We start from the raw sequence: 19582 nt of genomic DNA, 5'->3' as shown, positions 1-19582 counted from the left end.
AATTGGATTTTATTATTAATTACTATATTATTTCTAATATATATGTTGTTTGTGATTACGATTTATATATATTGTAGAAGCATTAATAATTACTTGTTTTGTTTGTAATATTCTATGTTTGCTATTGTAGATGCTATATATATATTCTACGATAGATCTGTTTCTACTATTTTTCTAATTGTTTCTTAGTTTTAGTAGTAGTAATAGTAGGGGTCTGTTTATATGTGTAAAAGTGAATCGGCGCCAATAATTGTGTGAATTATGAGCTGTGCATAACTATGTTAATAGTTTGTACCCACTTATCCACATATTCACACCAAAGTACGAGTTTTGTGATATCCACAAAGTTATTCACTATATATCCACAGAGTTATCCACAGGTTGTTAATTTCTGTTTAATTTCGGCAACCATTCGTTTAGTTTCTTCGTTTTTTTCAATTTCCTTCGTTATTTTATCGTACGCATGGAGAATTGTCGTATGATCACGAGAGAAAGCTGCTGCGATTTGTGGATAGCTTTCATTGATCATATCGCGGCATAGATACATGGCGATTTGTCGTGGAAATGCGAATTGGGCTTTTCGTTTCTTGCCAAGTAGGTCTTGCTTTTTAATATTGAAATAGGAACTTACAAAATTTTGGATGCTTTCAATATTAACTATATTTACCTCTTCTGTATGAACGAGACCCGCCAAGGCGTGTTTTGTGTATTCTAGGTCAATAGATTCTAGACGTTGATCGATGGACGCTGTACCGATGAGTTTGGTGAAAGCACCTTGCAACACACGGACGTTTTCGCTAAATTGCAATGCTACGTAGTTAATAGAATCATTATCGATGCGAATAATGCGGTTCTTTTTATATTCACGTTCGAGCAGTGATCTGAAGATGGCGATGCGCGTTTCTAAATCAGGATTTTCCATTGTGGCAATGTAGCCAGCTTGGAAACGAGAGCGAAGACGATCTTCGAACTGCTCCATATCGTTTGGCATCGTATCAGAGGTAAGCACGATTTGTTTGTTGTTATTTAATAGTTCATTAAATGTATTAAATAGCTCAGTTTTCGTACTTTCACGGCTTTCAAGGAACTGAATATCGTCAATCATGAGAACATCGATATTGCGGAATGTATTGCGGAATAATTTACCTTGGTTGCGCTGCAATGTTTCGACGAAAATATTCATAAAGTTTTCGCTCGTAATGGACATGACCTTCATATGTGGATGATTTTCCTTGATAGCATTGCCAATGGCATGCATCAAGTGTGTTTTTCCGAGGCCAGATGGACCGTAGATAAAGAGCGGATTGTAGTCGCCGCCTGGAAATTCAGCTACATTTTGAGCAGCTCCAAAAGGAATGCGGTTGGCATTGCCCGTTACGTAGTTATCAAAACGGTACGCCGGATTGAGATTAGATAATGACAAGTCTACAGGAACATTATCAGACTGCAATGTTGGCATTGTTTCTGTCGGTTTCTTTGGTGTCGCTATCATTGGTTCGTCTGGAATATCCACAGGCGCTGGCGCGCGGTCGATATAGACAGGATCTTGATAGACTGGTGTGTAAAACTCCTCTTGATGAGCCTTTTCCTCTACTATAGGTGGTAAAGGCATTGGCGGTGCTACAACTGACGTATCGATGAGACTTTCATCAACGAAATTAGTATCTATACTCTCTTGATTAAAATCGAATAACACCATATCTCGATGGGAACCGATGACCGTGGTAATCGCATCTTGTAAAGCCTTGCTAATCTGCGGCTGCTGGTCGATTAAGTTTTTTACAAATGTTTGCATGACCCCAATATGGATCGAATGACTTTCGAGAGACATGGGAATCAACGATGACGTGACGCGCAAATACAATGCATCAGGTAAATGTTGCATATTCTTTTTCGCCTCAAGCAATATATGTTCCCATATATTATTTAAATCAAATGATTGCATGACGTGCCTCTTGTGAATAACTATTACAATAAATGTGTATAACTTTAGGAATAATGTGCATAACCATTGTAAAAGCTGTGGAAAAACATATTATTCCTGTGAATAACTTGTGTACAACCTGTGAATAAGTAAAAATATAAGTCTATTCCAACCAGATAAATACTGACTTTTTAGTTTTTATAGGATAAAAGAGAAAAAATGTGGATAACCTCGAAAGTTATCCATCAAAAACCTATAAAAATATATAATTTTTGCTAATTTCAGTTATGATTGTACCAAAAAATAAGTAATTTGTCATTCAATCTGTGGATAACTTTTATAAACTGTTTATAATGTATATTTTAAAATTCCTTGGGTATATCTATTACTTTTTGGATAGGAAGTGAAACTACTTTTATCGCTCCATACGACGCGTAAGTCACTCAAAAAGTAGTTTCACTTCCCCTCCTCCAACCATATAATTTTATAATTTCTATACACACAACTGGAAAAGTAATAGATATACCTTTTAGCAATCTACATTAGATCTGTTTATAAAACGTTATCAACACAACTTAAATGAAAATCGGGGAGAGAAGTCAGAGGAAATTAATAGTATCAATTGTCCCCCTTTCCTATCAAGAGGTTAAAAGGTAATATTTGTTAAATCTTAGATCCGTATTCTGAAAGACTTTTAGATTTCCTATAAAAACTGATACTACTTTTTATACTGGTGGTAGGTGTATTAGTAATCATTAGAGTGTGTTAGGAGCAGGAATAGATGTGGATTTTTGACCGACTTACGATGAGTATGGAGGGAGAAAACCACATCTATTCCTCCCCTCTCTTCAAATAGAGATAAAAACATAAATTTGCCAAAGTATAAAAAAATTTGAATTGTGAGTTCTTGTATGTTGATAAATTGATGTTACGTTTACATCGTGTAGTGGTGTTGAGGATGACATTAGGGTTGTCTTAGGGAGGGAATATAGGGTCCTTTTGAGCGACTTTACGATGAGTATGGAGCGATGAAGGAGCCCTATATTCCTCCCCCTGGAAACGTAACATCAATTATTCCTATTTCCTCTCTCCTCAAGAGGTTAAAAGGTAAGATTTGTTAAATCTTAGATCTGTATTCTGAAAGACTTTTAGATTTCCTATAAAAACTGATACTACTTTTTATACTGGTGGTAGGTGTATGAGTAGTCATTAGAGTGTGTTAGGAGCAGGAATAGATATGGATTTTTGACCGACTTACGATGAGTATGGAGGGAGAAAACCACATCTATTCCTCCCCTCTCTTCAACTAGAGATTAAAATGTAAATTTGTCTAATATAAAAAAATTAAGGTTGTGAGTTCTTGTATGCTGATATTGATGTTACGTTTACATCGTGCAGTGGTGTTGAAGGTGAAATTAGGGTTGCCTTAGGAGGGAATATAGGGTCCTTTTGAGCGACTTTACGATGAGTATGGAGCGATGAAGGAGCCCTATATTCCTCCCCCTGGAAACGTAACATCAATTACAGGATAAAATGTGTAGTAGAATTATTTTCAGAAATACAAGAACTCACAGCAGAACCCCTTTATTATATTGACAAATTTACGTTTTACCTCTATAATTACCCTGTTATGGTATAAGTAAAACAATACAGAATGACGAGGAGGTGTTTTACTAATGAAACGTACTTACCAACCAAATACTCTTTGGAGAAAACGTACCCATGGTTTCCGTGAACGCATGAAAACTATTGGTGGCCGTCTCGTTTTGAAAAGAAGACGTGCAAAAGGCAGAAAACGCTTATCTGCATAATATAATAGCTGTTAGGCAGGAGAAAAAACTTGGCGCTGCTGCCAAGTTTTTCTATTCTTAGGACTTAAGGACAATGCATATGGATTATTGCCTTGATAAAGCAAGACGACTGACGCACAATAATGAATATCGCCTTGTGTATAAGCACGGAAAATACGAAGTAGGCCGTATGTGTGTACTGTATCGTATGCCCGTGGCAAAGCAACCTACGCGCATTGGTTTTGTAACAGGCAAAAAGGTTGGTTGTGCAGTGGAGCGCAACCGAGCTAGACGCCTGATGAAAGAGGTATATCGCCTCAATCAGCACGCCATTCGCGAAGGGTATCATATCGTAATTGTTGGACGTGGCCCTCTGAAAAACGCTACCTATGAAAAAGCGGAAAAGGAGATTTTGTATCTCTTGCGAAAAAGCAAATTATTGATACAAAATGATAAATAGGACCACAAGTTAGAGGCTTTGGTCCTTTTTGTGTATATGGAGGTTTCCATGAAACGCTGTATAACCATGCTTTTACGACTTTTAATTAGGTTTTATCAGCTCGCCATATCTCCCTTAAAACCTGGATGTTGCCGTTATTATCCGACATGTTCCACATATACTCTGCAGGCCATCGAAAAATATGGTCCTTTGAAAGGTAGCTGGATGGGTTTAAAACGCATTCTTCGCTGTCATCCTTTCCATAAGGGTGGCTACGATCCAGTTCCCTAATCCACGTGGGATTAGGCTGGATGCGTTCTGTGAAAGTTACTTTCATAAAAACCATCGAGCACAGTTTTGGAAATACCTGAGCATCTGTATGGATGAAATTTAGACCATACCATAACGATATATAGATGCGCAAAGGACGATTTGGGACTGTATGAAAAAGGAGAAACAATGGACTTTTTAAGTGGTATTTTCCAACCTATCGTTGATTTAATGAGCACATTGGTAACTTATGCGTTCCAATTGACTCAAATGATAGGTTATCCAAGCTACGGTGTGGCTATTATCCTTTTAACAATCGTTATTAAAGCGATTTTGGCACCACTTACTGTTAAGCAAATCAAATCCATGAAGGCTATGCAAGAATTGCAGCCTCGCATGAAACAATTGCAAGATAAATACAAAAACGATCCTGCAAAACTGCAAGCGGAAATGGGTGCATTGTATAAAGAAATGGGCGTTAACCCATTGGCTGGTTGCTTGCCATTGTTGGTACAAATGCCATTCTTGATCGCGATTTACTGGGCTTTGAAAGATTACCCATACGATCCAAACTTTGTACAATTCTTGTGGTTGCCTAGCCTTGGCGATCCAGATCCAATGTACATCTTACCTATTTTGAGTGCATTATCCACATGGGTTATGTCTCGTCAAACTAGTAATGGTGCGACTGGTGCAGCTGCGCAACAACAAAAGATTATGACAATCTTTATGCCTTTATTCATTGGTTACATTTCTTTGAGCTTCCCATCTGGTCTCGTTATCTACTGGGTAGTTTCTAACGTATTCCAATTGATTCAACAGCATTTCATTTACAAAAATTTGAACGCTAAGTAGGAGGCAATTATGGAATTTATCGATGTATCTGCTAAAACCATTGAAGATGCCATTGCTAAAGGTGTAGCTCAATTAGCCGCTGAAGGTCAAGAATTGGTAGAAACTAAAGTCTTAGAACAACCTTCTAGTGGATTTTTAGGCATTGGTCGTAAACCAGCAGTTGTTCGCTTATTCTTCACTGCTTTGGCTCAATCTGCTACTGCAAAAGAAGTAGCTAACGCAGAAGAACAATCTGTAGCTATTGCTTCCGAACCAGTGGCAACAAGCGAAACAGAAGTACAAGATACAGCAGTTGAAACTTCTGAAAATACTATAACGGAAAAATCTTCTAAAAAAGAACTTTCAAAAGAAGATCAACAAGAAATTGCTGAAAAAGGTAAACAATTCCTCGATGATATGTTTACACAAATGGGCCTCACTGTGGTTATCGAAAAGATGATGACGAAAGATAAAATCACATTCCAAGTACACGGCGAAGAGCTAGGTATTTTGATCGGCAAACATGGTCAAACCTTGGATGCTATTCAATACTTAACAAATCTCGTGGCTCACAAGGATGTATCTGGCCATTGCCATATCGTGGTAGATGTGGAAAACTATCGTTCTCGCCGAGAAGAAACATTGGTAAATCTCGCGAAACGCTTGGCTTCTAAGGTGAAACGCAACCGTCAAAAGGTTTCCTTAGAACCGATGAATGCTTTTGAACGTAAAATCATTCATACTGCCCTTCAAGGAGATAAAAACGTTGTTACCAACAGTGAAGGGGATGAACCATTCCGTCACGTTGTGATTTCGTACAAAAAATAAAATATAGTGGTGCAGCTTTCAAGTAGCTAGGATTTTCCGTTACTTGAGGGCTGTTCCCTTTATTCTTTAGGTTATGGTGAAAGCTAACCTAAGTTAATCTTCGCATGCAAAGATTAGTTTAGTTTAACTTTCACAGGCGAAGAACATATACAAAAACAAATACTAGATAATCGAAATACGGAGATATGTATGTATATAGATGATACAATAGCGGCCATTGCGACACCGCCCGGCATCGGTGGGGTTGGTATTATTCGGGTCAGCGGCAAGGATAGTTTTCCTATTGTAAATAGCCTGTTCAAGAGCACTGGCACCGTTCCTTTGATGGACCGCCAAAATAGAACGATACAATATGGGACCATTGTGGACCCAGCGACGAACAAGACCATCGACGAGGTACTTGTACTATTAATGAAAGGGCCTCATTCCTACACGGCGGAAGATGTGGTAGAAATTCAGTGTCACGGCGGTATTGTGCCGATTCGACAAATCTTGAAATTGCTCGTAAATCACGATGTGCGCATGGCTGATGCCGGTGAATTTACGAAGCGTGCCTTTATGAACGGACGTATCGACCTCACGCAAGCGGAGGCGATCATTGATATTATTGAAGCAAAAACAGAGGACTCCCTCTCCCTCGCTGTGGCTCAGCTAGATGGAACTGTTTCATCCTTTGTAAAAGATGTGCGAGAACAGCTCATCGCCATGATTGCTCATTTAGAGGTAACCATCGACTATCCTGAGGAGGATATCGAAGACGTAACGAGCCAAGAGGTTCGCGAACAGTTGCAGCCTATTTTGAAAGCTATGGATGAACTCTTGTCCACAGCAAACACAGGTCGCCTCATTCGGGACGGTATTACAACGGTTATCGTAGGCCGTCCAAATGCAGGTAAATCGAGCCTTATGAATGCTCTCTTGCGCGAAAATCGCGCTATCGTAACGGATATTCCGGGGACGACACGCGATAGTATTGAAGAATATATGACCGTAGAAGGCATTTCCTTGCGCCTCATCGATACAGCAGGTATTCGCGACACACAAGATACGGTGGAAGCCCTCGGTGTTGAGCGTGCTCGCGATTATATTAACAAAGCAGACATCGTGCTCTGCGTTATTGACGGATCTACTCCGTTAAATCCTGAAGAAATCGAAATTTTGACCTCTGTGAGCGGTTTAAACACCATCGTACTCCTTAATAAGTCCGACGTGGCACAAGTCGTTACAGATGAAAATATTAAAGAACATGGGAATTTTACAGCTATTGAACGCATTAGTGCCAAAGAAGGGGAAGGCTCTGCAGTTCTCTCTAAATGGGTACAAGAACTCGTCTATGGCGGTCGTGTAAAACAAGACAACAGCGCCATGATTAGTAACGTGCGCCACATTAGCCTCATGGAACAAGCAAAGGCACAAGTCGAACAAGCCCTCTCCTCCATCGACATGGGCATGCCAGTAGACTTTGTAGCTACCGATCTGCGCAGTGCCTGGGAACTACTAGGCGACATCACAGGCGATACAATCCGAGAATCCATGATCGACGAACTATTCAGTCGTTTTTGTCTAGGGAAATAAAGTAGGGCTTGAGGGAGCAGAGGAGCGTTAGCGACGATGAAACCCAAGCTTCACTTTGGTCGGAGCGTACAATTTTCCGTAGGAAAATGCCCAGCGAGCGACCTGGACACTGGGCTATTCGGCCTCGTAGTTTGAATAAAATATACTTTCACAATAAGATAAGTAACAAATATAAGGAATTTAATTGATATGTACACAGTAGATAATTATGATGTCATCGTCATCGGTGGCGGTCATGCTGGTTGTGAGGCAGCTCTCGCCACTGCTCGCATGGGTCATCGCACGTTGATGGCGACCATCAGTTTAGATAATATTGCGCTTATGCCGTGCAACCCTGCCGTGGGTGGTCCTGGTAAAAGCCATCTTGTTTACGAAGTTGACGCATTAGGCGGTCAAATGGGTATTAATGCGGATGCTACGGCTATCCAAATGCGTATGCTCAATATGGGTAAGGGACCTGCCGTTCATTCTTTGCGCTGTCAATCCGACAAGATTAAATATCAACATTTGATGAAACAAACATTGGAGAATACAGATAATCTCAATGTTAAGCAAATCATGGTGACTGAGCTTAAGGTTGAGGATGGCAAGGTAACAGGCATCGTTACAGAGCTTGGTGAATTTTATGGCGCTAAGGCGATAATTCTTTGTACGGGTACCTATTTGAAAGGTAAAATCCTCATCGGCGATATCGATTATGTGGGCGGTCCAAATGGCCAACGCGTAGCGGAACATTTCTCTCAATCCTTGCTCGATAATGGTATTGAATTGATGCGCTTTAAGACGGGTACACCAGCACGTGTAGATAAACGTACTTTAAACCTCGATAATATGGTAGTTCAAGAAGGCGATGCACATCATCACGCATTTTCTTTTATGGATGAATGGATTAACCGTAATGAAGATGTATGCTGGTTGACGTATACTAACAAGGAAACGCACGAAATCATTCATAGCAATATTCACCGCGCTCCTATGTATAGTGGCAAAATCGAAGGCGTAGGCCCTCGTTACTGCCCTTCCATCGAAGATAAAGTAGTGCGCTTTGCTGATAAAGAACGCCATCAATTATTCGTAGAACCAGAAGGTACGGGTACAAATGAAATGTATGTACAAGGTATGAGTACATCTCTTCCAATGGATGTACAATATGCGTTCTTGCGTACCATCCCAGGCCTTGAGAATGTTGAAATTATGCGCCCTGCCTATGCTATTGAATACGATTGCTTGAATCCAACACAATTAACACCAGCCCTTCAAGTGAAACATATTGAAGGTCTCTACTCTGCGGGTCAAGCCAATGGTACATCTGGCTATGAAGAAGCGGCTGCACAAGGTCTTATGGCTGGTATTAACGCAGCATTGTGGCTTGAAGGTAAAGAACCGTTCATCCTTGCTCGCTCTGAAGCGTACATCGGTGTTCTCATCGATGATCTTGTAACAAAAGGTACAAATGAACCGTACCGCATGATGACAAGCCGCAGTGAATATCGCTTATTGCTTCGTCAAGATAATGCAGACATGCGTCTTACGGAAAAAGGCCGTGAAATCAGTCTTGTAAAAGATGATCGTTGGGCTAAATTTACAGCTAAAAAAGCTGCTATCGAGGAAGCAATGGACATGTTACGAAATACACCTGTCAATCCATCCAAGGAAACACAAGCTTTGCTTGAAAGTCTAGGTACAGCACCTATTAAAACAGGTATTCATGCTTATGATTTAGTAAAACGTAATGAACTCTCTTACGCCATCGTAGCCGATGCATTTGGTTTGAAACGCTATACACCTGATGTAGAGGAAGCTGTCGACATTTCTATTACTTACGAAGGGTACATTAAGAAGCAAATGGAGCAAGTCGATAAGGTTCGTAAACTAGAAGAAAAAATTCTTCCAAAAGAATGGGATTATGCACAAATCAAGGGTATTTCCCTTGAAGCTCAACAAAAGCTCAACAAAATTCGTCCTCACTCCATCGGCCAAGCAAGCCGTATCTCTGGCGTATCACCTGCGGACGTATCTGTTCTGTTGATCCAACTCGAACAATACAACAGAAGTAAATAAAAATAGCATGTAAAAACATGCATTTTATATGAACTTTTTAGAAGATATTTCTTACAGATTTTAAAAGATATTTCCTACAAATCTTATTGTCATATACATATTAGACAATTCATTAGGAGTACTTATGAAAGAAAAATACGATGTGCCTATAGCACCTCAGTCTGAATTTGTTTCGTACATGATGGAGCAAATGAGCCGTTTTGGCTTGCCTTGTACGGAAGAGCAAGCCAAAGACTTTTACATGTATTATGCGCATATGATTGAAACAAATAAATATCTCAATTTAACGGGTATCACAGACATGAAAGAGGTCGTGGTTAAGCATATGATTGACTCCCTCTCCTGTTATGATTCTGAAATTATCAAATCTGGCATGACGATTATCGATGTTGGTACCGGTGCAGGTTTCCCTGGTATTCCATTGGCTATCTATGACCGTAGCCTCAAGGTTACCCTGTTTGATTCTTTGAAAAAGCGGCTTACCTTTTTGGAATCGGTTATAGATAAACTAAAACTGACGAACTGTACTACCTTACACGGACGTGCGGAGGATTTGAGTCACCAAGATTATCGTGAAAGCTTTGATATTGCTACGAGCCGTGCCGTGGCACGCTTGCCGATTCTTTTAGAATGGACTGTGCCATACGTAAAAGAAGGTGGCTACGTCGTTGCTCTAAAAGGCGCTATATACGAAGAAGAAGTTAAAGAATCTAATAAAGCCCTTAGCACACTAAAAGCTACTATCGAAGAAGTAAGAACCGTTGCATTACCAACCTTAGAGGATAAACGAGCAATCGTGTATATAAAGAAAATTGGAAAAACACCAAAACAATATCCACGAAAACCAAAAGAAATCAAAGACAAACCGTTAGTATAGCAGTTAATGATTTAGGCGTAGAAACTAATATAAATAAACTAAATGCTACATTGCTACATAAAGGAAAAGAGGATGCAAATCTTAGATCTGCATCCTCTTTTCCTTTATGTAGTAACGAATCAGTTCGTATTCTCTTCCCCACCCTATTCTATTAAATGATATCGTTTACAACAGAATTATATATTTTGTTCACTATATGAGGCGGAGATAAAGATACATATAACACCTTTCCCTAAGAACGACTTAGTTCACTATGGAGGTCGTGGGAAAGGTGTTATATGTTAATCTCAGAATGACTTTATACGTGATCAATAATATATAATGTTGTATCGATATCATTTAAAGGCATAATATGTACGCCTGCTGCCATTTTCTTGATTTGTTCAAGTGTTTCGATTGCAATTTCTGTACCCGCTTCTTTACCACCTTTTTCCATGCGGTCCAAGATTTCTTGAGTAAGATTGATTCCAGGCACTTTTTCATGGAGGTATGTAGCCATTTTAAAGCTTTTAAGTGGAATCAAACCTAGCATGATAGGTACATCGAATTTAGACATCTTATCAATGTAGCGTTTTGCCTGTTCTAAATCGTAAATTGGTTGTGTTTGTACAAAGTGAGCGCCATTTTGAATTTTAGCAGCTAATTTTTGGCGTTCAATCTCTAAATCTGGAGCACCAGGATTACCAGTGGCACCGATGTAGAAGTTTGTAGGTGCGTCTAGGTCATTACCTGCAAGGTCTTTGCCTGCATTTAATGTCTTAGCGATGTTGAGTAGTCCCATACAGTCGACTTCAAATACGGATTGTGCAAATGGATGGTCCCCATTATCTGGTTTATCACCAGTGAGTGTTAAAATATTATGCACGCCCAAAGCTGCTGCACCGAGTAATTCAGATTGCAATCCGATAATATTACGGTCGCGGCATGTAAGGTGGAAAATAGTTTCAATTTCTTTGTTATGTTGTAATAAATAAGAAAGAGAAATTGGGCTCATGCGCATTTTGGACATAGGGCTATCAGCGATGTTGATAGCATCCACCTTCCCTTTCAAACGGGCTGCTTGTTCGAAGGTCTTTTCTGCAGAACTGCTTTTAGGAGGATCCAATTCAACAGTAATGGTGAACTGCCCTTGTTGATGTTTTTCTCTTAATGTCATCATGTACCTCGTTACTATACATTATTTTTCTAGTGTTTCAAAGAAATCGTTAGCATGGTTAACAGCAGCGATGCCGTCCTTAGCGTAGATATCCGCGCCTGCTTGGTCTGCGTAGTCTTGAGATACTACGGCGCCACCAACCATGACCTTAGTTTTAAGGCCTGCTGCACGGATAGCAGCGATAGTATTGTCGATTTGTGGCATGGTTGTCGTCATCAAGGAACAGATGCCAACGAGGGCAGCTTTGTTATCTTTAATAGCTTGTACGATAACTTCTGGGTCAACGTCCTTACCAAGGTCGACGATTTTGTAACCATTGTTTTCGAGCAATGCTGCTACGATATTTTTACCTAAATCATGAATGTCGCCTTTAACTGTAGCTACGACAACGGTGCCTTTATCTAAGCTTTCACTAGCAGGAATAATTTCTTTAATGGTGTTGAAAGCAGCCTGCATTGTTTCAGCAGCAAGCATTACTTGTGGTAAGAATAACTTACCAGAACCAAACTTATCCCCCACTACGTTCATCGCTTCAGATAAGCCTTTTTTCGTAAGATCTAATGGATCGATACCATCTGCTAAGGCTTTTTTTACAAGATCAATGATAGCTTCTTTTTCGCCTTGTTCTACACATGCGCGAATATTGGCTAAAGGATCATTACTATCGAAGGATTTTTTATCTGGCCCTTTAGGAGCAGAGTTACCAGGAGCGGTAGTTTCGTCTTCATAGCCGTATTTTTTAATAAATTCAGCAGAACCTGGGTCCCAGCCTAGTAAGGTAGTACTGGATACAAATGCTTTTTTTGCTGGATAATTGAGTGGATTCATAATCGGTGTTGTTAAGCCACATGCGAGGGCCATTGTTAAGAATTGGCCGTTCAAATAAGGACGTTGAGGCATACCGAAGGAGATATTGGACAAGCCCATTACTGTTGGGAAGCCAAATTTCTCTTTATATAACTGTAGCGTACGCAATGTTTGGCGTGCACTATCTTCCCCACTAGCAAGTGTTAATACTAATGGATCGAGTAATAAATCATGTGGTTGAAGACCATAACCGTAAGCGCGATTTACGATACTTTCAGCTAAAGCAACGCGATCTTCTGCTTTTTCAGGTAAGTCACCACTACAGATTGGCAAGCAAAGCAATGCTGCACCATACCGTTTAGCTAAAGGCATTACGTGCGTAATAGACTCCTCCTCCCCATTTACAGAGTTGATGAGGGCACGACCTGGATAGTTTTTAAGAGCTATTTCCATAGCTACTGGGTCTAATGTGTCAATGGATAATGGTGTTTCTACGAGCATGGATAACTCGAAAATGGCACGTTCCATTAAGGGCGATTGATCCATGCCAGCTACGCCCATGTTTACATCGAGGATATCTGCACCTGCCTCTACTTGGTCTAAGGCATCTCGTTTTACACGAATGAAAGAACCATCGCGCAATTCTTGAGCAAGGACTTTACGGCCAGTTGGATTAATACGTTCGCCAATGATAAGTGGTTTTGTATGATGGCCTAACTCTAAAAGTTTAGTACGGCTTGTAATAATTGTTTTAGGTGCAATGTGGGCGCGTTCTTTTGGCGTATGAGCTTTCACAGCATCGGAAATAGATTGAATATGAGCTGGTGTTGTACCACAGCAGCCGCCAACATAGCTTGCACCAGCATCAACAATTGGAAGCATCAAAGGCCCCATCTCTTCAGCTGAAAGTGGGAATACAGTTTGTTTATTTATTAATTGAGGCATACCGGCATTTGGCTGACAGCTTATTGGTAAATTTGTAACGCTTGCAATCTCTTCGATAAGTGGTGTAATTTGTTCAGGTCCAAGGGAACAGTTGATACCAATGATATCAGCCCCTATAGCTTCTACGATAGTAGTTGCTACTGCTGGTGGTGTACCTGTAATAGTACGACCGTCTTCACTAAAAGAAAATTGACAGATGATTTGTACATCATCTTTTGTCTTCCCTGCTGCTTCACGAGCATCTAAAGAGGCTAATAAAGCGGCACGCATTTCCTGTACGTCGATGATAGTTTCAATGATAATAAAATCAACGCCACCTTCGATTAATGCTTCGGCTTGTTCACGATATGTATCATAAATGGAGTCAAAGCTCATATTGCCTAATGGTTGTAAAAAACGACCTGTAGGTCCCATAGAACCTGCTACACGAGCAGTTGGTTTAGTCTCTGCAATGGCTTCTTTTGCTACCTTCACAGCTGCAATATTGATTTCTCTTACGCGATCCTGTAAATCATAATCTTCTAATTTAAGACCACAAGCACCGAATGTATTGGTAGTGATTACATCACTGCCATGTTGTAAGTATTGAGCATGAATATCCTTTACTACTTCTGGTCTTTCAATATTAAATAGCTCTGGACAATAGCCTTCTTCTAAGCCTGCCGCTTGAAGCATTGTGCCCATAGCACCGTCAAATATATACATAAACATCTTCCTTTAACATCCTAAATTACAATGTTTCACGTGAAACACTATTGTATTGGTTGCCCCTTCATGGCAATACCAGAAATGTCGGCAGTAGTTTTACTACCTTCCTCTTCTCCCCCATCTTGGGTGTTGACTGTTGCTTTCTCTGGTAATTTTCGAGATGCACAGTTTTGTTGTGAACAAGATGTACAGCCTCGTTTAGTTTTAATATCTTCGTTTGCTGGCATTAAACCGATGATAGCCGTTACAGACTTACGTGGAAATAATAAATAGTTCTCTGTTACTTGTAAGCCAATCATCTCTGTTTTGATGATTTTAGCTAATTGTGGTTGGATTTCTAGTGGCCAGTTGCCATAACCAGGGCTAAAACGCCAAGTTGGCTTATAGCCTTGTTTTTTAGCAATTGTATTGATTACTTCGTTTACCTGATCAGCTACCTGTTCTACAGCAGTTGTGGCTGCTGCATCAAGTAATAAGCCTACCGTATAGTTACCTTGTTTAAATAACTGTTCACTACGAATTTCTACATCTTCTCCAACTGTTACGCCTAATACGTATACTTTAGTAGATTTTTCTAGATGCTTTTCGATGATAGACCCTTCAATTTTAAGTGGTGGATTGCTTAAAATTGTTTTTGTTTCTGCATCGTAATCATATTCTTGATATACACCCCTAGGTGTAGCCAATAATTGGATTTCCTTACATGCTTCGTCAACATAGTTTTGTGGGAAATCCTCAGCGTGACGAAGTCCTGCGTATCGTTTTACTTCTGCTTTGTCGATGGCAGGAAGCATTCCGTTATAGATGGGCATAGAAACGCCTCCTCTTCAAAATAAAAAGCTCTGCGTATCCGTAGAGCGTGTGCTTACTGTTATCAATTGTATATATAGATCTTATAAAGTGATTTTTCTAGACTCTTAAGATTATCAATCTAATTACTATCTAACTAATAGTATATAGATATGAATAATACCTGTCAAAGTATATGGGGCCTGTATTCTCATATAATTTAGTAGTATATAGGTATAGTTTAAAGTTATATCAAAATGATTTTTGTTCATAAAAGTTATTGATGATGAAGGTTTTATATGTTTAATGTTAACCATAATGTTTCACGTGAAACAATTTATTAAATATAATCTAATAATTTGTTATGAGTATATAAGTATATTAATATTAGTTCATTACATTTCGTATATTATTGTTATATATAATGTTACCGATCAAAAGTTGATTACTTTATACCTTTCGCTAATGGTGTTGTTCTATAAATAAAAAAGATGATATAAAATAATTTTGTGTATATTTGTCTATTGGTATAGATTTATATTAATATGATAATTTTTTACTGTAAAATTTTTTATTAATTTTATAACTTAATTTTTGCGTTAGATTTTAATCCTTAAATGTTTCACGTGAAACATTTAATCGTAAAACTTATAAAACATTTGATGTAATTTTTCTTATTTTGTGTTGTACTATATAGTAAAGGAATAAATTGCTATGTTTCACGTGAAACAATAAAAAATAAGTGTTGTAATTATATTAATGAAGTTATTTACCTATAAGTTTATGTGCGTAATATAAATGTAAGTGGGAAAAATGTAGTAGATAAATAAAATAATATAGTAGATAAAAAATTAATGAGAATTTGATTTATAAATACCGTAATTAGCATTGTTTTATGTTATAATGGAAAAGAAATATTTTGAACGAAGATGTGAGGTGAATTAAGTGGGCAAAGTTATAGCTATTACTAATCAAAAAGGCGGTGTTGGTAAAACTACAACATCAGTAAATTTGAGTGCTTGTTTAGCTGATGCAGGTAAAAAAGTATTACTGGTTGATTTGGATCCACAAGGTAATGCTAGTTCTGGGTTAGGTATTGAAAAGGATGATTTAGAACTCTGTGTGCATGATGTTCTAATTGATGGAGAACCAATTGCTGATATTGTACAACCTACAATGCTTGAAAACCTATTTGTGGCGCCTGCAACAATTCAACTAGCTGGTGCTGAAGTAGAACTAGTTTCCGTTGTTTCACGTGAAACAATGTTGAAAAAAGCATTAGCGTCAGTACGAGATACATATGATTTTATCGTCATTGACTGTCCACCATCTCTCGGGTTATTAACATTAAATGCCTTCACTGCTGCTGATAGTGTATTGATTCCGATTCAAAGTGAATTTTACGCATTGGAAGGGGTTAGTCAATTAGTTAAAACGATAACAATTGTACAACAAACATCAAATAAGGATCTTGAAATTGAAGGTGTGCTATTGACTATGTTTGATGGCCGCACAAATTTATCTATTCAAGTAGCCGATGAAGTAAAAAAATTCTTTGGCAATAAAGTATATAAAACAATTATTCCTCGTAATGTACGTTTAAGTGAGGCGCCTAGTTATGGGGAGCCAATCATTGTATATGATCCAAAATCCAAAGGTGCTGATGTATATACGAAATTAGCTAAAGAGGTAATTAAAGCATCTAAAACTAAATAAGCACTAAAGATAAATAAGTACTAAAGCTCAATAAACACAAAAGCGAAGTAAGTACCTAAAGGTAATAAGTATCTGTTATATGTATGTATCTAATGCTAAGAATATTAGTTTTTGGTGGTTTACGTGATTTACATATTTTAAATTTGTAAATATTTGTAAGGCCGAGAGAGGTTAGTTGTATGCCAAGAGAAATTAAAAGCAAAAAAAGCAAAGCGTCTGGATTGGGAAAGGGCCTTGAGAATTTAATGAAGGTTGACTCTGTAGAGTCTGTATTGCCTGATAAGGAGATACATGAACTGCCAATTTCTGAGCTAGTTCCAAATGTAGATCAACCACGTAAAAGTTTTGATGAAGATAGTCTAGCTACATTGGCTGAATCAATCAAGAATCTTGGTATTTTCCAACCGATTGTAGTTCGTAAACAAAAGAATAAATATCAAATTGTGGCTGGTGAGCGCCGTTATCGTGCTGCTATGATTGCTGGATTGAAAACAGTACCAGTTATTGTTAAAAAATATAATACCGAAGAAATGACAGAGGTTGCTCTTGTAGAGAACCTACAACGAGAAGGATTAGATCCTATTGAAGAAGCATTGGCTTATCAAGGATTGATGGATACTTATAAGCAAACGCAAGAAATGATTTCCGCTCGTCTTGGCCGTAGCCGTTCATATATTGCTAATATGGTTCGTCTTTTAAAATTATGTGATTCTGTACAAAAGGATCTTATCGAAGGTGATTTAACGGTTGGTCAAGCTCGTCCATTATTAGCGTTAAGAAGCGCAGCTCAACAAATGGAAGCAGCTGAACGTATTAAAGAGGGCGAGCTAAGCGCTAGACAAGCAGAGGCCCTTGTTAAGTCTATGCAAAATAAATCGTCTAAAGCAAAGGCTAGTAAACCTCAAAATACGGCAGAGGTTCGTGCCCTAATGGACCGTTTAAAACTAAGCTTAGGGTCCCCTGTGAATATTAAATTCCGTGCAGGCAAAAAAGTACAAGGAAAAATTGAAATTGCTTTCTCCTCTGAAGCTGAATTAGAAAGACTTATTGCATATATGGATGGGCAAGATCAAATAGAAGATGCGGAAACAATAGAGTTTAGAGTATAATTGGCTAGCAAAAGCAAAAGCAAAAGCAAAAGCAAAAGCAAAAGCAAAAGTATAAACATAAGCAATAATAATAGTAATAGCAATAGCCGTAATACTAACAATAATAGTAACGATAATAATAACAACAATAACAATAATAACAGCTATAGCAATTGTAATAGTCGTAATAATAACAATCTGCAGTAAAAGTGTAGTCTACGGGCTGCGCTTTTACTGTATTCTAAAGAGATTATAATAAATAATATGATAAGTTATTAGATAATTTATCAGAAGCTTTATAATATATTTGTAATATATGTGAAGGTTAAGTAACAAGGATAGGTTATGGAACAAACACCTAAGGCAAACCGCATACATATTGGCTTTTTTGGCCGTTGTAATGCCGGTAAGTCTACATTGATCAACATGTTAACTGATCAGCCTGTATCGTTAGTATCCGATGTGGCAGGGACTACAACAGATCCTGTAAGCAAAGCTATGGAAATCTTACCACTTGGCCCTGTGGTGATTACTGATACTGCTGGTATAGATGATACAACTGAATTAGGTGCATTGCGCATGGAGAAAACAGAAGAGGTCGTGAAAAAGATTAACTTGGCTGTTTATGTGCTTCGCACCGATGAAGAGCCAACCTCAGACGATATGCACTGGTTAGGTCTTTTGAAACAAAATAATGTACCTGTTGCACTTTTTATTAATGAGATTAATGCGGTGCCAAACAATTTAACGGAGTCTAAAGCTAGTATAGGCAGAGATATACTGGGAGAGCGTTATATAGCGGATTATATGGGTTTATCTGATTTGGTTACTGTCATTGGTTCTGCTGACTTCACATCTGATGCGAAACGATTAGAGTTGCTTGATCTACTCGGTGGGCTAACAGCACTTGATGTAGAAGGGGAGCAAACTCTTTTACAAGGTTTAGTTGAAGAGGGGGATACAATTATTCTTGTATGTCCTATCGATAGTGCTGCACCAAAGGGGCGACTTATTTTGCCACAAGTGCAGACTATCCGAGAAATTCTCGATCACAAAGGCTTAGCCTTAGTCTGTCAAACAGAAGAATTACCGGCTATGATTCACTCTCTTAAGAACCCACCTAAAATGGTAATCTGTGACTCCCAAGCATTTGATCGGGTTGATGAGTTGACCCCCGATTCGATTCCATTGACGTCCTTTTCTATTTTGATGGCACGGTTCAAGGGGAAATTACAGGATTTAGTAACTGGTGTTAAGGCTATTAAAAATTTAAAAGCTGGCTCCAAGGTGCTCATCAGTGAAGGTTGTACTCATCGTCGTCAATGTGATGATATTGGGACTGTAAAAATACCTAATCTTTTAAAGAAGCAAGGTCATACAGATTTACAGCTAGAATTCACTAGTGGGGGAGCATTCCCAAAGGATGTATCTCAGTATGATTTGATTATCCACTGTGGAGCTTGTATGCTCACACGCCGTGAGGTGTTGCGACGTATTGAATGTGCTGTTGTACAAGGTACGCCCATCGTAAATTACGGTGTACTCATAGCATCCCTACATGGTATACTAGAACGAGCAATAAGCCCATTTGTTGACGAACTAGAGGGCTAAAACATAGCATTGTAATATGTATCTGATCCATACATACTTGTTATATAAATTATTACATAGGTATCGTTTATCTATATTAGATATATTAAATTAAATTGCATGCAGTCATTTAACTTTCACAATAGAAGTGGTATAATTAACTGTTGGAGTTTTGATGATTGTAT

At 38.6% G+C, this 19582-nt stretch carries 15 protein-coding genes; 11 read left to right on the top strand and 4 right to left on the bottom strand.

Features of this window, described 5'->3' with window-relative positions; genetic code table 11:
* Positions 1 to 370: 370 nt before the first annotated feature.
* Positions 371 to 1945 (bottom strand): chromosomal replication initiator protein DnaA, encoded by a 1575-nt coding sequence (dnaA, locus tag E7A03_RS05995; RefSeq protein WP_316073852.1) that lies wholly within the window; start codon positions 1943 to 1945, stop codon positions 371 to 373.
* Between the two features lie 1655 nt (positions 1946 to 3600).
* Between dnaA and rpmH the strand changes: the two genes are divergently transcribed.
* From rpmH to rsmG, 8 genes are all read left to right on the top strand, one after another.
* Positions 3601 to 3735 (top strand): 50S ribosomal protein L34, encoded by a 135-nt coding sequence (gene rpmH / locus E7A03_RS05990; protein ID WP_004692946.1) that lies wholly within the window; start codon positions 3601 to 3603, stop codon positions 3733 to 3735.
* Between the two features lie 79 nt (positions 3736 to 3814).
* A complete protein-coding gene (gene rnpA, locus E7A03_RS05985; RefSeq protein WP_004692947.1) occupies positions 3815 to 4174 on the top strand; it encodes a ribonuclease P protein component in 360 nt (119 codons plus the stop codon).
* A gap of 48 nt (positions 4175 to 4222) precedes the next feature.
* The gene (gene yidD / locus E7A03_RS05980; RefSeq protein WP_012865047.1) at positions 4223 to 4444 is read left to right on the top strand and encodes a membrane protein insertion efficiency factor YidD; all 222 of its coding nucleotides are present in this window, start codon (positions 4223 to 4225) and stop codon (positions 4442 to 4444) included.
* A 168-nt stretch (positions 4445 to 4612) separates the two neighbouring features.
* A complete protein-coding gene (locus tag E7A03_RS05975) occupies positions 4613 to 5278 on the top strand; it encodes a YidC/Oxa1 family membrane protein insertase (RefSeq protein ID WP_004692948.1) in 666 nt (221 codons plus the stop codon).
* A gap of 9 nt (positions 5279 to 5287) precedes the next feature.
* Positions 5288 to 6085, top strand: coding sequence for an RNA-binding cell elongation regulator Jag/EloR (gene jag, locus E7A03_RS05970; RefSeq protein WP_120055213.1), 798 nt, complete (start codon positions 5288 to 5290; stop codon positions 6083 to 6085).
* A gap of 189 nt (positions 6086 to 6274) precedes the next feature.
* Positions 6275 to 7660, top strand: a complete 1386-nt coding sequence (gene mnmE / locus E7A03_RS05965; protein ID WP_316073850.1) for a tRNA uridine-5-carboxymethylaminomethyl(34) synthesis GTPase MnmE — start codon at positions 6275 to 6277, stop codon at positions 7658 to 7660.
* 189 nt (positions 7661 to 7849) lie between these two features.
* Positions 7850 to 9721 carry a tRNA uridine-5-carboxymethylaminomethyl(34) synthesis enzyme MnmG gene (mnmG, locus tag E7A03_RS05960; RefSeq protein WP_316073849.1) on the top strand — a complete coding sequence of 624 codons (1872 nt, stop codon included), beginning with the start codon at positions 7850 to 7852 and terminating at the stop codon, positions 9719 to 9721.
* A gap of 124 nt (positions 9722 to 9845) precedes the next feature.
* The gene (gene rsmG / locus E7A03_RS05955; RefSeq protein WP_316073848.1) at positions 9846 to 10598 is read left to right on the top strand and encodes a 16S rRNA (guanine(527)-N(7))-methyltransferase RsmG; all 753 of its coding nucleotides are present in this window, start codon (positions 9846 to 9848) and stop codon (positions 10596 to 10598) included.
* Between the two features lie 298 nt (positions 10599 to 10896).
* On the opposite strand, the gene E7A03_RS05950 is transcribed toward rsmG, so the two are convergent.
* Genes E7A03_RS05950 through E7A03_RS05940 form a run of 3 tightly spaced genes read right to left on the bottom strand, consistent with a single transcriptional unit; the run spans position 10897 to position 15026 of the window.
* Positions 10897 to 11754: a methylenetetrahydrofolate reductase gene (locus E7A03_RS05950; protein WP_287529252.1), complete on the bottom strand. Its 858-nt coding sequence runs from the start codon at positions 11752 to 11754 to the stop codon at positions 10897 to 10899.
* A gap of 21 nt (positions 11755 to 11775) precedes the next feature.
* Entirely contained in the window at positions 11776 to 14211 is a 2436-nt protein-coding gene (locus tag E7A03_RS05945; protein ID WP_316073846.1) for a homocysteine S-methyltransferase family protein, read from the bottom strand.
* Positions 14212 to 14258: 47 nt separating this feature from the next.
* On the bottom strand, positions 14259 to 15026 hold the full coding sequence (locus E7A03_RS05940) for a hypothetical protein (RefSeq protein WP_004698043.1): 768 nt from the start codon (positions 15024 to 15026) through the stop codon (positions 14259 to 14261).
* Positions 15027 to 15948: 922 nt separating this feature from the next.
* On the opposite strand from E7A03_RS05940, the gene E7A03_RS05935 reads away from it, so the two are divergent.
* From E7A03_RS05935 to hydF, 3 genes are all read left to right on the top strand, one after another.
* Positions 15949 to 16719, top strand: coding sequence for a ParA family protein (locus E7A03_RS05935; protein ID WP_004698040.1), 771 nt, complete (start codon positions 15949 to 15951; stop codon positions 16717 to 16719).
* 179 nt (positions 16720 to 16898) lie between these two features.
* Positions 16899 to 17828, top strand: a complete 930-nt coding sequence (locus E7A03_RS05930) for a ParB/RepB/Spo0J family partition protein (protein WP_287529214.1) — start codon at positions 16899 to 16901, stop codon at positions 17826 to 17828.
* Positions 17829 to 18152: 324 nt separating this feature from the next.
* On the top strand, positions 18153 to 19418 hold the full coding sequence (hydF, locus tag E7A03_RS05925; protein WP_316073845.1) for a [FeFe] hydrogenase H-cluster maturation GTPase HydF: 1266 nt from the start codon (positions 18153 to 18155) through the stop codon (positions 19416 to 19418).
* Positions 19419 to 19582 lie beyond the last annotated feature (164 nt).

It is taken from the genome of Veillonella parvula (assembly GCF_032472435.1).
In the GTDB taxonomy this organism is placed as follows: Bacteria; Bacillota; Negativicutes; order Veillonellales; family Veillonellaceae; genus Veillonella; species Veillonella parvula_N.
The sequence above is the reverse complement of the archived record's forward strand: the minus strand, read 5'-3'. Positions and strand labels throughout refer to the sequence as shown.